The sequence below is a fragment of the Aliterella atlantica CENA595 genome (assembly GCF_000952155.1).
Lineage (GTDB): Bacteria > Cyanobacteriota > Cyanobacteriia > Cyanobacteriales > Chroococcidiopsidaceae > Aliterella > Aliterella atlantica.
Window position 1 is genome coordinate 34,885 of record NZ_JYON01000021.1, and the last position, 13,869, is coordinate 48,753.

Sequence of the window (13,869 nt, forward strand, 5' to 3'; positions counted from 1 at the left end):
TTGTGACAAATCTCTAATTCAGCCTGGGTGTAAATAACCGCCCAAACTTAGTGCGGAGGTTGCTACATTTGCAGGGAAGTAAGGGGATCTTTGGCAAGATAGCTGATAATCTCTAAAATTAAAGTGCTTCAAGCGAGTTTTAAATAACTGTGCTTAAATATGGGGCTGAGGAATGGACGGAGGAAATAAAAAATCGTGGATGTAGTAGAGATTTTTCGCACTGGCGGACCCGCGATGTGGCCGTTACTGGCTTTATCGATTTTAGCTTTAAGCGTAATTATTGAACGCTTGTGGTTCTGGGTAAGAATTCTAACTCAAGAAAGAGAAATCGTCGATCGCGTATTGAATACCGCTAGCGCCAATTGGGGGTCTGCTACCGACCTTGCCAAACGCGCAACCAACCAACCCATCGGGAGGTTTCTCTATGCCCCCTTGCGCCTGTCAAGACCAGATCCAGAAGTATTTCGCCTTGCCTTGGAGGCAACAGCAGAAGATGAATTAGCCTCGATGCGCCAAGGGGAAAAAGTGCTAGAAGCAGTAATTGCCTTAGCGCCATTACTAGGTTTATTAGGTACGGTATTGGGCTTAATTCAATCTCTAAGTTCAATTCGTTTGGGAGATTTAGGCACTTCAGCCGCCGCAGGCGTACCTTTAGGCATTGGACAATCGTTAATTAGTACGGCAACAGGGCTAATTGTCGCCATCGCCAGTTTGGTATTTTACCGCTTATTTCAAGGGTTTGTCGTCAACCAAGTAAAAGTATTTCGTAGAGCAGGCAGCGATTTAGAATTGCTTTATCGTCAATACTGGCAAAATATACCTCCCGATCGCATTGCACCGCTAGCAGGCAATCTACCTAGTGCGCCCGCCGAACCAACCAAAACGATTGTAGAACCAACTACCCAAATTCAGCCAGAATCAGTACAACCGAATGTAGGCGAAAGTCACGATCGCATTATTATCAGCACAGACGACTTATCAAGCGATCGCCCCCAGCCAACTGACAATCCGACTACAATTCAAGACACAACCCAAATAATTTCTCCTATTGAGGAAACAAACAATTTACCGCCAGATGCAGACAATCGGCGCGATAACTCCAATCCTTCTGGATTTTAAACAGTAGCCAGTTTTGCTCCCCACATTTGTCTTTTACAACCAACCGCCATGAAAATTAATTTGCACTCGCCCATTGAGGAAGTCCAGATTCAAATTATTCCGCTGATTGATGTGATCTTTTGTATCTTGACATTCTTCTTGCTAGCAGCTTTGCAATTTACTAGACAACAAGCAATTAATGTAGACTTGCCCAAAGCTACTACTAGCACAACGCCCTTAACACAACAGCGTTTGATTGTCACAATCGATCCAGTCGGGCAAATTTATGTAGAACAGCAACCAATCAACTTAGATCGCTTACCTGGGACTTTACAAAGTTACTTTCGGGCAAATCCTACCGCGACAATGGTATTAAATGCCTCGCGTACAGCTAGTTATGAAGATGTGGTGCAAGTATTAGATACAATGCGGCAAGTAGGAGGCGATCGCGTATCTTTATCTACTTTACCTGCTTCCGAACAAACTCCTGGCGCAGTTGTACCACCTGCTAGCAATCCTGTTAATCCTGGCACATTACCCGCACCTAATTCTAGCCCTTTGCCTAATGCTGCCCCAGCGCCAACTACTCCTAGTAGAACGAATATTCCTGTATTTCCTAATGCGCCTAGCAATCAACCTACAGCGTCTCCCCAAAGATGAGACGAAGTTCTGCCAATTTACAGATGAATATTTAAGCTGCTAATTAGTTTACTAGGTAAGGAAGAGAGATTTTTTACAAACTAAACCTAGGACTAGATAGGGAGTTAAAATTTATGCACTTTAACTTTGTAGACCTTTTGATTGCATGGCTAGTAAGCGCCTCTAGCTTGCTAATTGTGACTAAACTACCTACAGGGGTAGAAATTGATAGCCCAGTAAAAGCTTATACTTCAGCCGCAGTATTGGGGATTGTCGCTGCGATCGTCAACCCAATTTTGAAGACACTATTTTTTATCCCTAATTTGTTAACTTTTGGTTTGTTGTCTGGATTAGTTACATTTATTATTGCTGCGATCGCTTTTGGTATAGCAGCAGCTTTAGTAAGTGGTTTTCGCCTGCGTCAAGGTGTCTGGAGTGCCATCATCGGCGCTTTGGCTTTGTCTATTGTCAGTAACTTGATCTACGGCTTTGTAGCAGCTTAAGGCATTCGTCTTGCCTAATTAGGACGATTGGTAGGTAGGGGCGCAATGCATTGCGCCCCTACACGCATATATATCCATTTATTAAAAATTACGCAGGTACTTGAATTTTACCTGTGCCTGCAAGTCCAAAAGCAGCGTGAATTGCTTTTAAAGCCGTAACTCCATCTGCTTGCGGTACAACGCAGCTAATTTTGATTTCTGAAGTAGCAATCATTTGAATATTAATATTGTGCTGGGCTAGGGCTGCAAACATTTTCGCCGCCACGCCTGGATGCCCTAGCATTCCCGCACCGACAATACTAACTTTGGCGATCGCAGTATCGACAACTATTTCACCCCAACCAAAATCGCTGCTAGCTTGTGCTAAGGTATTTCGCGCCGCTTCAGCATCAATTTGCGCCACAGTACAAGCAATATCGCGCTTGGGAACGCCATCTATTATCCGGCAGCGCTGAGATTGAATAATACTATCCACGCTAATATTATGCTCTGCTAATAGCCCAAATAACTTAGCTGCCGTTCCTGGGCGATCGGGTACTTGGCGAATCGCTAGCCTTGCTTGATTGAGATCCAAGGCAACACCGCGTACGGGGGTTAATAACTCCTCTGCTGCCTCTGTACGAGTGCTAGGCATTACTCCCCTACTAACTTCAAACGCTGCACACAAAGCCTCAACCGCGCGATCGCCATCTACTGCATCAATGGCGCAACTAACTTTGACTTCAGAAGTGGAAATCATTTGAATATTTATTCCCGCCGCAGACAAAGTAGCAAACATTTGAGCGGCAACACCAGGACGACCGATCATGCCTGCCCCAGCTATACTTACTTTAGCTATTTGCGGCTGTACCATCACTTCAGCCTCATCTGGGGCAGAATCACTAGAACGCAATACAGGGGCGATCGCTGCTGCTACTGCTTCAGCACGTTTGAGCATTGGCGTACTGACAGTAAATGCAATATCGTTGGAATTGCCTTCATGAATTGACTGAATAATTAAATCTACATCCAAATTTTGCCTGGCAATTTCGCCAAATAACCTAGCTGCTACGCCTGGGCGATCGGGTACGCGCAATAAAGCAAGTTTAGCTTGTTCGCTATCTAATTCCACCCCACTTACTGGACGGGCTATTTCTAAATCTATCAAACTTCGCTCTGGTACAGAGGGAGACACTACCCGCGTACCAGGTTCGTCACTCCAGCTAGAACGTACTACCAACTCTACGCCATAGTTACGGGCAATTTCTACAGCGCGGGGATGCAAAACTTTTGCCCCCAAGCTAGCAAGTTCGAGCATTTCATCGCAGGTAATTTCGCTCATCAATTGCGCTTCGGGTACTAGGCGCGGATCGGTGGTGAGTATTCCTGGCACATCCGTATAAATTTCACAACAACTAGCTTTTAAAGCCGCAGCTAAAGCAACTGCTGAAGTATCAGATCCGCCGCGCCCTAAAGTTGTAATTTCTAACTCTGAGGTATTGCTAATACCCTGAAAACCTGCAACAACAACAACCTTACCATCTTGCAAATGGCGATCGATTCTTTCAGGTTTGATGTGCAAAATTCGCGCTCGGCTGTGTTCGGCTTCTGTTACGATCCCTACTTGAGCGCCTGTTAGCGATACTGCTGGTTGCCCTAATTCTTGCAGCGCCATAGCAAGTAAAGCGATCGATACTTGTTCGCCAGTAGACAGCAGCATATCCATTTCGCGGCGGCTGGGGTTGGTAGATATTTCTTGGGCTAATTTCACCAATCCATCAGTAGTTTTGCCCATTGCTGAGACTACTACCACTAATGAATTACCAGCATTAACTGTGGCGATCGCGCGTTTGGCTACTGCTAAAATGCGTTCTGTTGAACCTACTGAAGTACCGCCGTATTTTTGAACTATAAGCGCCATAACTTTTATCTACTAAATATCTGCCTTGATGCTGCGATCGCTTTACATCTTCGCGCAGGGATACTAAAAATATTCATCCCATATTATCGATCTAAATCTAAATAACTTGGTGAAATACAATCTGGATTTGTGGCGTGGATGGGTGAGACAGACGTAGCACTGCTACGTCTCTACATTGTTTCGGGTGTAACGGTGTTTTACGCCGATGGGGAAATATTCCAGATCTCCTGTGGGTTTTAATGTAATTTGGGGCGTTTGATATTGGGTGGGAACGTAGTTGGCAAATTCGCTGTTTAGACGCAGTAATTGGGATTGAATGGAACTTGCGATCGCATCTACCTTCTGCTGGCTTGCTTCTACTGTTGGTGCTAATTCTACCGCGATCGCTAAATAGCGGTTTTTATCTGCATCTTCTCGTACCTGCAAGACAAATTTACCTGTCACCCAGTCTTTAATTGCACCTTGTTCTAAGCCTACTGTGACGTTTTCAGGATAGATGTTTGCGCCGAAGTAGGAGACGGTAAAGTTAGAACGTCCAAATACATAAACAAAAGGTAGCGATCTCACTCCTCGTTTACCTTGTAGAATTTCTAGCGGGTTAAATCCCCATTTAGCCAAAAATTCCAGCATCGCTTGGTAAGCGATAATTCCCCCAGTATCGGCAATATGGTAGCGCACTAACGGAATGCCATTATTGCCTGAAAAAAGTAGCGTGCCGTCAATAGTTTCAAAAAAGCGACTGTAAGGATCGTATTGTAAGAGCGTAGGCAAACGCGATTCGCCAAATAACTCAACTGCTGCATCGGCATTATCTGCTAAAAAGCGGCGGATGCAAATGCTTAAAGGTGTCTCGTTGCCTAAAACTGCCGCATCAGCAGTACCGTATAACGAAGCAGAGTCATAACAAGGATTTTTTGCGCCAACTCTTTCCCCAACTAAACTGCGCCACTCTTCGCTAAATACTTCTCCAGCCATGACTAATTTTATTTGATACTTTTGCCACTCCACACCCTGACGAATACCGCTATCTATGACATCTTTTAGAAATGGTGGGTAGCCAAGCAGTACAACTTGCTCGTAAAAACTGCCAATTTCTGCAATTACACGAAATATTTCTGCTTGATTGTTGCCAGGAGTAACAATAGTTAGTGGATAGCCTTTGCTAGCTAAGTAACGACAGCAATTAGTCGTGTACATTCCACCTACCCAAGTGCCTAAAGTAAAACAAACTACAGCTAAAGTAGATTTAGTATCGGCATAGAAGCTGTCATGAAATATTTGCTCGAAGCGCGTAGCTATTTGCAACTCATCGGTAATAAATCGCGCCCAAAATGTCGGCTTACCAGTGGAACCTGAAGAAACAGCGATCGCGTCACACTTAGTTAGCTCTCCATCGCGACACAATTCTGGCAGTGTATTGTGCCGCAAATAGTTATCTTTAGTAATTAGTGGTAACTTTTGAAAATCTGCATAAGTTTGGATGGAGTTGGGATTAATGTTATTTTCTGCTAAAAATCTCTTGTAGGCTGGTACATTGGCGGCAACATCATGAAACAGAGCTAAAACATTTGATTGGGGCGATGTATGCTGTTGTTCTAGTTGCGCCTCCAAGGGTGTAGTTAAAAAGTCTTGAAATGCCTGAAGCGACTTTTGACGCTGTTCCTGTCTCATAGCATTTTAAAATTACTTTACGGGGCTGCCTAAACTTATTTTTCTGTATATGCCTTTATATTGCACCAAAAACCACGCAAATCAAAACGGGAGCAGCTTTTGTACCAGTTGTGGCGAAGTTCTCTGGCTGCCTAAAGGATACATCCTTGCTAGCCGTTATCGCATCGTCCAACAACTTGGACATGGTGGTTTTGGACGTACTTATTTGGCAGAAGACTTGCATCGTTTTAACGAGCGTTGCGTGCTGAAACAATTTGCCCCCCAAGAGCAAAATCCTAGCCAGTTAGAAAAAGCGAAAACTTTATTCGCCCGTGAAGCCAGCGCCCTTTATCGCTTAAAACATCCCCAATTACCAGGATTTCGCGAGTTTTTTACTGTAGACTTAGGTATGATTAGCGGCTGGTTTTTGGCGCAAGATTATATTGAAGGTAAAACTTACAGCGATTTGCCTAAACCCCTAAGCGAAGCCGAAGTTACTACGCTAGTTTGCCAATTATTACCAGTTTTAGATTATATTCACGCTCAAGGAACAATTCACCGCGATATTTCTCCAGATAACTTGATTTTACGCAGTAGCGATCGCGAACCAGTCTTGATTGATTTTGGCGGTGTCAAGCAGCTAGTTACTAGCAGTCTCAACGGACGCGGGCAAGTAATAACTAGGTTAGGCAAGCAAGGCTACGCGCCAGAAGAACAAATGCGTTTGGGAGAAGTATCGCCAAGCAGCGATTTGTACGCCTTAGCAGTAACGGCGCTAGTATTGCTAACAGATAAACCCCCAGAAGAATTGTACGACGCTCGTAAAGGAGTTTGGTTGTGGCGTAAAGAAATTAGAGTTAGCCATCAACTAGAAAAAGTATTGAAAAAGATGCTAGCTTACAAACCTAGCGATCGCTATCAAACAGCAAAGGCGGTACTCGCCGATTTGCGATCGCCTATTATCCCATCAGCGCCAACTAATATTTCTCGCCTAACTACAGTTAATGTTGTCGGGGAAATTAACCAGCAACAGCCTCAAGTAAAGCAGCAAATAGCCCTCCCTACGATTAAATTAGGCTGGTTGCGAGGCGCGGCGACAAAAGTTATCGGTGCGGCGTTGGTTGTATATATCGGGATGAACGCTTTACCCTGGTTTAGTTCGCTATTGCAGACAATCCCAACAGTTAAACTACCTAGCGCTACTGTTAGCGATGCTCAAGTTGAGGCGATGGTAAGTCGTCGCCAAGCACTAAAAGTGTCATCAAGATTTTTTAACCTTGCAGTCAATGAAGCTTTTTACCAACAGCATCCAGAATTGAAAGGCAGAAGCATCAAACGCGATCGCGGGGACGAGCATTTAAGAGCAGATTGGTACAAAATAGGTAACGATCTGCTCAATAAACTAGAAAAAAACCTAACTCCCGCAGCAAGAAGCAAACTAGGCAAATATAGTAGCAGCGATCGCGCTATTTGGCAGGCAAAAGTCGAAAGCAAGCAAATAATAGAGCAAACCGATCGCCAGTTTTATCAGTTATTTCCCCGCCAACAGGGCAAAGCACTCAACCAAAAAACCTACAAACAAATTTGGTATGCCCTAGCCGCCGAACGAGTCAGTCAGCTAGAAAAGAGAAATTAGCGATCGCTGTGTTGAAGAACTCTTAAGCAGTACGGGCGCAATGCATTGCGCTCGTACCCTCCCCTGCACCCCCTACCTCCTGCCTGATGCCCATGAATCCTATATATTGCTCTCAAGGACATGAAAACGCCTCTAACAGTCGCTTTTGCTTTCAGTGCGGCGAACAACTCACACTAGCAGCCAAACAACAGGGTATATATTCAGGACTAATTTTAGGCGATCGCTATCGCATTATTAAGCAACTAGGGCAAGGTGGTTTTGGACGTACTTATTTAGCTGAAGATATCAACCGCTTTAGTGAAATGTGCGTTCTCAAGGAATTTGCACCTCAAGTACAAAGTAATGCCGTATTGCAAAAAGCTGAAGAATTATTTGCCCGCGAAGCAGGAGTTCTCTACAAACTGCAACATCCGCAAATTCCTCGTTTCCGCGAACTATTCCGCGTCAGTGTAGATGGCAAAGGCTACTTATTTTTAGTCCAAGACTATGTAGAAGGACAAAATTACTACTCAGTATTAGCGGCTCATCAACCGCAACGTTTTAGCGAAACTGAAGTTAGGGAGTTATTGCTAAATATTCTGCCTGTTTTAGAATACATCCACTCACTAGGCGTAATTCACCGCGATATTTCTCCAGATAACTTAATTTTACGCGCTTCAGACTCGCTGCCAGTATTGATCGATTTTGGTGGTGTCAAACAAGTAGCCGCAACAGTATCGCAGTTAGAACAAGCCCAAGCAGGTAAAGCAACCGCACCCCCAACCCTATTAGGAAAAGTAGGCTTCGCCCCCAACGAGCAAATGCGTACGGGAGCAGTATATCCTCACAGTGACTTGTATGCTTTAGCTGTAACTATATTAGTTTTACTGACAGGCAAGCATCCCCAAGCTTTGATAGACGATCGCACGTTATCTTGGCAATGGGAAAAAGAAGTTAATGTCAGCCCCAATTTAACTACAGTCTTAAATAAAATGTTGCAGCCAAACATGAGCGATCGCTACCAAAATGCACGTCAAGTTTGGCAAGCTATAAATGTTTCTGCTCATGAGGCTACTTTTGCCGCTCCTGCATATACAGGGGCTTCTGTGATGCACTATCAACCACCAGTTAATATTGACACTCCCCAACCAGAAAAATCTCCGTTAGGAAAAATCTTACTAGGCGCGTTAATATTATTGGGTTTAGGTGGGGCAACTTTTTGGGGAATAAGCGCATACTTGCAAACTGCCTCCAATCCGCCAGTAATAGAAGAAACAACTCCTTCACCTATAGCAAGTGCTAGCCCCTCAACTACACCTACTCCATCACCATCACCACCGCCGCAGCTATCAGCAGCAGAACAAGCTCAAGCACAAACTATAACTGACCAAAGAAGAAATCTAGGCATTGACGATGATTTTTACTTTAGTGTCATGAATCAGCTTTTTTGGGCAAAATACCCGCAATATCAAGGGCGCAAGCTCACAAACGAACCAAAAGATGCCCAAGGGCGATCGCAGTGGTACGAATTTGCGGAAGATTTATTAAGTAAACTAGAAACACTGAGCCAGACAGGGCGGCAAAAATTAGGTAAATATACAGCAGCCGATCGCGATCGCTCTGTAACGGCAATTAGTCAAGTTTATGTCGGTAGTCGCTCTTTGTACGATCTAGCTGATGCTGCCTTTTTTGAGTTATTTCCCGAACAGCGAGGTAAAGAGTTTATTAATCTACCTATAGGGCAAATTTGGAATGCGATCGTAGTTGATAAAGCTAGTGAGATTACCAATAAAAAGAATTACGAACAGATTGCTTTTGCACCTGGAACTACTGGTACAGAACTTAGCGGTAGTCTCATTCCAGGAGAGGGCAAAGTGTATATAGCGCACTTGCAGCAACAGCAAAAGACGGAAATTAACCTCAAAGCAGAGCCTCAACTACTAATTTCCATATATTCGCCCACAGGTAAAGTCTTACTAGCAGATTCTACAAGTCGCACTTGGTCAGGGACTCTACAAGAAGATGGGTTTTATGAAATAGTAGTCGTCTCCAATGCATCTGCAACTAAAAACTATGAATTAGCTTTGAATGTAGAGAATACTACCCCAGAAGTAACGGAGCCTGAAACGACTTCACCATCCCCCGATCTAGAAACATCTCCCAGCCCATAATCCAAAAGTCTAACCAGTGCAACTAGCTTGGATTTACATCTGCACGGCAGGTGCTACAAGTCGGCAAAGCCGACGACAGTCGCCTCAAGTCGGGAAACCCGCCCACAGCGCTGTCTCCCCAACGCACTGCCTCGTTTATCTGCGTGCATCTGCGTTCCTAATCAAAAGTTCTATCAACAAGTTTAATTTTCCTCTACAACCAACTAAGCGGGTATATATTCAGCTTTCGATTCCAGACAGTATCTTTCTTCGCAACCCATAACCCGATCGCGCCCAGCAGCTTTAGCTTGCAACAAATAGCGATCGGCGCGATCGAGCAAGCTAACTCCGCGATCGTCATCCAAATTTTGCAAGCAACTAGCCCCGATGCTAATTGTCATATCAATTGTCAGCGTCGAACTGATTGCAAAGGTTTGTTCTCTAATTATGCTGCACAGCCGATTAGCAACAAATAATGCTTCTTCACAATCACTGTTGCTCAAAATAATTACAAATTCTTCCCCGCCATAGCGAAATAGAGTGTCTTGAAAGCGCAGATTATGTCTCAACCGCGAACTGAGTAACTGCAAAATGCGATCGCCTACTAAATGCCCGTAGGTATCGTTTACTGCTTTAAATCGATCTACATCCAAAATCATCAAACTCAACGGTGTGTCGTGGTTGCGGCTTGTCGCAATGCGCTCTGGTAGATTCCAATCCAAAGCTCGACGATTGTTTAATTCTGTTAATGGATCGGCAAGAGCGATCGCCGATAGCAGATTGTTTTTTTCTAGTAATTCTCGATATTTCTTGATTTTCCTAACGCCTGCTTGGATATGCGCCAATATGAGGCGATGAGTTCCATCCTTTTGCGCCTCATCACCTGCTGACAGCCCAAACCAAACATAAGCATCCGCACTTTCTTCTAAGGCGGCGGCGGCTAACTCCCAACTGCTACTAACTCGATTTTGGGCAATTTTCTCGGCTCGATCTTCTATTAAAATGCAATACAGCCAGCTTAAGGTTACTTGTTCTTTGAGCCACAAGCAAAATTCTTGACTATCATCTAAGCTTGCTTGCACTAGCAAAATATCCGGCGGACGAATTTCTACCCATGAAGATGCTTCATCGATGTTATTAGCCACCTCGACAATAAAACTTCTGCCATCACGAATTTGCTCTGGGAGTGCTTGGTAAAATTCATTACTGCCCACAACCAGAATTGAATTATTCATTTTTCAGTTATTTTTTACTTATAAGTAGAAATTCATTCCACAATTTTGTGTAAATAATTTTACACTGATTTGCGTTTATCTATGTAAGGTTAACAGTACATTTATAACGAAAATCAGCTAAAGTTCAGCAGGCGATCGCGCTCGATTTAAACAGCGATTTTTTGCTCAAACCCTACCCAGTAATACAATCGACGCATTACAGATTTCGGAGAGCGAACTGAAAAACTCGCTATATCTTTAGGAAAGTTAGCGAAAAAACATGAAAACCTTACAGTAAATAAATTACTGAGAAAATTGAGAGGAGCGGCAGTAATGCAGAAAACGCTGTGGCAGTTCTAAATTGCTACCAAAATGCAAGTGAATATAAGAAGCATGGAGAGTAGGCGATCGCCATCCTTCGGTAACTAAGGGAGATTGGCGATCGTAGTTTTGTGCCTGAAATAGGGGAAACAAGGAGTTTTCCGGCACAGATGGGACAGATAAACTAGAGCGATGGAATTCATGCCCCCACACTACTGCATTCTTCGCTAACAGGGGAGAATCTTGCAAAGCTTCTGCTTGACGATATCCCAAAGTTAACCGCGCACCCATAACAGCATCAGCAGGGATAATTCCCACCATTTGCCAAGCTTGCGCGTCAAAATCTACAATCTGCTGGCACAAGTACATTAAGCCGCCACACTCTGCATAAGTAGGCATTCCCACACCAATCGCCTGTTTAACAGCAGCAATAACTAAATGATTTGCTGCTAACTCTTGAGCGAAAACTTCGGGAAAACCACCGCCAAAGTACAAGCCTTGCACGTCATCAGGCAAAGCAGCATCGCTCAAAGGACTCCAAAAAACCAACTCTGCGCCTAGTTCTACCAAAATATCTAAATTGTCCTGGTAGTAGAAATTAAAAGCGCGATCGCGGGCGACAGCGATGCGTGTAGGGGAATGTAGAGACGTTGCACGCAACGTCTGCACGCCTGCAATAGAAAATTGGGATTTTAGAATTGGTAATAATTTTTCCCAATCGAAGCAAGTCTCACCCAAAGTTGCCAAACGATCTATGACGCTATCTAATTGACTAAGTTCGGCTGCAGGTATTAAACCCAGATGACGATCGCGAATATATACATCATCTTGCCGCCTAAGAACGCCCAGAATTGGCAAATTTAGCGGCTCTAGAGCCTCTTGCAGTAGTTGCAGGTGGCGATCGCTTGCTACTCTATTCAACACTACTCCAGCCACTTGCAGGCGCGGATCTAGGGATCTATAGCCGTGAGCGATCGCTGCTACCGAACCAGACAAGCGACTGCAATCAATAACTAATAAAACTGGCAAATTTAACAATCTAGCAACATGAGCGGTACTAGCAAAAAAATCTGTAGCACTAGCGCCATCATATAAACCCATTACTCCTTCTACTACAGCCACATCTACTTGCTGAGTATGCCGAGTAAAACATTCTTGAATATAAGCTTCTGACGTTAACACTGGGTCTAAATTGCGACAAGAGCGCCCAGTAACGTATTGATGAAACATGGGATCGATATAATCAGGTCCCACCTTAAAAGATTGTACCCGCAACTTTTGGCGGCACAAATAAGCAAGCAGGGCAAGCGTTACCGTTGTTTTGCCTACCCCGCTACGTTCTCCGGCAATGACTACCATACAAGAGTGATATCGCTTCTATTCGCCTGCGTGTTGGTTGCCCAGAGCCAAAATCTGAGCCGTAACCGCAATACTTTCTTCATAGAGCGCATCGCTACCCCAGCGTTGCAATTGCTGGCTGAGTAGGACTTCCGGTTTTTGGTCAGCTAGAGATGATACCTCCTGAAAGCGGCAAGATTGAGCGCCGCCGCCTGTTTCCATCCGCATACAGCCGCCTGTTTCCGAACATAAAACAGTACAGCAGTTTGCGTCCTTATTAGTTGAATCAAGGCGCAAAGCAATCAAATCTCCAGGAATTTGCCCTGAATCAGTAATCGGTACTCCTGCTAACTCTGCTTCAACTGGGCGTTGGTCTTGAGTAATAAAATGAATGCGTTTGAGGTCGTAATCTCCTCCTTCTTCTTGATACTGAGTAGGATGCCACTTTAGCCTACTTGCTAACCAGCCTAGAAACATCAACGCTTGAGCGGAGTTGCCTTTTTCATAATCAATTGTTACTCGGTCAACTTCTTTAAGTGCAACGCGGCGTTCTGGAGGATCGAAAGCTTCAGCAGTTAGTTCTTGCCAAGCTGCCAAGCGCCGCCAGTTCAGGTCAGCAACAGGGGTTTTTGCTTCTATTAATGCTTGCAGGTTTGATAAATTAGCTGCTGTTTCTGTAAAGCCGCTAGAGTCAACAATTACAGAATTGCAAACAGCAGCTAGTCGTTTAAATAAATCGTTATTAGGGTCAGGTGTTGCTTTCCACCACAAGAATTTAGGCAAGTCGCCAATCAATAATGCTGAAACTAACCCCCCAACTCGTTCTAAAGCGGTGGCTGTACCTCTGAGCGTAATGTATTCGCAGCAGATTAGGGTATTTGATGCTTGCTTTTGCAACGGGCAATAAGCCGAAACTTGCACTTTTACGCCTTCATCTTCACCAGCGATCGGACATAAAGCTATAATCCGGCAAGGATTACGCAAAGCGATTTCATCAGCAATTCGCGGATTTTGGTCGTTTAGGTAAGAGAAATTGTTAGCACCATTACCGCCATCGCCGGAGCTAATACCACCACGTTTTGCGACTTCTTCACGTAACTTTTGCAACGTTTCGGGGTTGATTGTTCCAGTTACAGGCAAACCGTATTTTTTTTGTAGTTCCCGCAATGCAGATTCAGTCTGCGGTCCAGGAATGCCATCAATAGGACCGCTATAAACTCCTAATGCTGCTAGTAAATGTTGCGTTTCTTCTGGTTCGTAAACTACTAGACTAAATGTTGTTGCTCTAGTAGCTGGCGGCAATCCAGCGTTGTCACCAGCCATGCCATAGCTTTGCCAAATTTGACTGAGTTCCGCCTCAATTTCGCTAAGAGAAACGTCTTTGGGCGGTTGCAGGGAGACTATTGGGGCAGATTTGGTAGTCATATATAGTTATTGAGAT

General features: G+C 44.3%; 10 protein-coding genes. 5 read left to right on the forward strand and 5 right to left on the reverse strand.

Annotated features, from left to right (window positions below; all coding sequences use genetic code 11):
- Positions 1-195: 195 nt before the first annotated feature.
- The 3 genes from UH38_RS17415 to UH38_RS17425 all read left to right on the forward strand — a co-directional run bounded on the left by UH38_RS17415 (position 196) and on the right by UH38_RS17425 (position 2,240).
- Positions 196-1,119, forward strand: a complete 924-nt coding sequence (locus UH38_RS17415) for a MotA/TolQ/ExbB proton channel family protein (RefSeq protein WP_082065424.1) — start codon at positions 196-198, stop codon at positions 1,117-1,119.
- A 48-nt stretch (positions 1,120-1,167) separates the two neighbouring features.
- Positions 1,168-1,758 (forward strand): ExbD/TolR family protein, encoded by a 591-nt coding sequence (locus UH38_RS17420; protein WP_045055957.1) that lies wholly within the window; start codon positions 1,168-1,170, stop codon positions 1,756-1,758.
- A 113-nt stretch (positions 1,759-1,871) separates the two neighbouring features.
- Entirely contained in the window at positions 1,872-2,240 is a 369-nt protein-coding gene (locus UH38_RS17425; protein ID WP_045055958.1) for a phage holin family protein, read from the forward strand.
- Positions 2,241-2,328: 88 nt separating this feature from the next.
- On the opposite strand, the gene UH38_RS17430 is transcribed toward UH38_RS17425, so the two are convergent.
- Positions 2,329-4,140, reverse strand: a complete 1,812-nt coding sequence (locus tag UH38_RS17430) for an aspartate kinase (RefSeq protein WP_045055959.1) — start codon at positions 4,138-4,140, stop codon at positions 2,329-2,331.
- Positions 4,141-4,302: 162 nt separating this feature from the next.
- Positions 4,303-5,811, reverse strand: a complete 1,509-nt coding sequence (locus UH38_RS17435; protein WP_045055960.1) for a phenylacetate--CoA ligase family protein — start codon at positions 5,809-5,811, stop codon at positions 4,303-4,305.
- Positions 5,812-5,860: 49 nt separating this feature from the next.
- On the opposite strand from UH38_RS17435, the gene UH38_RS17440 reads away from it, so the two are divergent.
- Together UH38_RS17440 and UH38_RS17445 are read left to right on the forward strand one after the other, a co-directional pair.
- Positions 5,861-7,426: a serine/threonine-protein kinase gene (locus UH38_RS17440; protein ID WP_045055961.1), complete on the forward strand. Its 1,566-nt coding sequence runs from the start codon at positions 5,861-5,863 to the stop codon at positions 7,424-7,426.
- 92 nt (positions 7,427-7,518) lie between these two features.
- A complete protein-coding gene (locus UH38_RS17445) occupies positions 7,519-9,576 on the forward strand; it encodes a serine/threonine-protein kinase (RefSeq protein WP_045055962.1) in 2,058 nt (685 codons plus the stop codon).
- Between the two features lie 203 nt (positions 9,577-9,779).
- Here the strand turns inward: UH38_RS17445 and UH38_RS17450 are convergent, their stop codons facing one another.
- The 3 genes from UH38_RS17450 to opcA form a co-directional block, all read right to left on the reverse strand.
- Entirely contained in the window at positions 9,780-10,790 is a 1,011-nt protein-coding gene (locus tag UH38_RS17450; RefSeq protein WP_045055963.1) for a GGDEF domain-containing protein, read from the reverse strand.
- A 282-nt stretch (positions 10,791-11,072) separates the two neighbouring features.
- The gene (locus UH38_RS17455; protein WP_045055964.1) at positions 11,073-12,449 is read right to left on the reverse strand and encodes a cobyrinate a,c-diamide synthase; all 1,377 of its coding nucleotides are present in this window, start codon (positions 12,447-12,449) and stop codon (positions 11,073-11,075) included.
- An 18-nt stretch (positions 12,450-12,467) separates the two neighbouring features.
- Complete coding sequence (opcA, locus tag UH38_RS17460) at positions 12,468-13,853, reverse strand: glucose-6-phosphate dehydrogenase assembly protein OpcA (RefSeq protein ID WP_045055965.1); 1,386 nt, start codon at positions 13,851-13,853, stop codon at positions 12,468-12,470.
- Between the last annotated feature and the right edge of the window lie 16 nt (positions 13,854-13,869).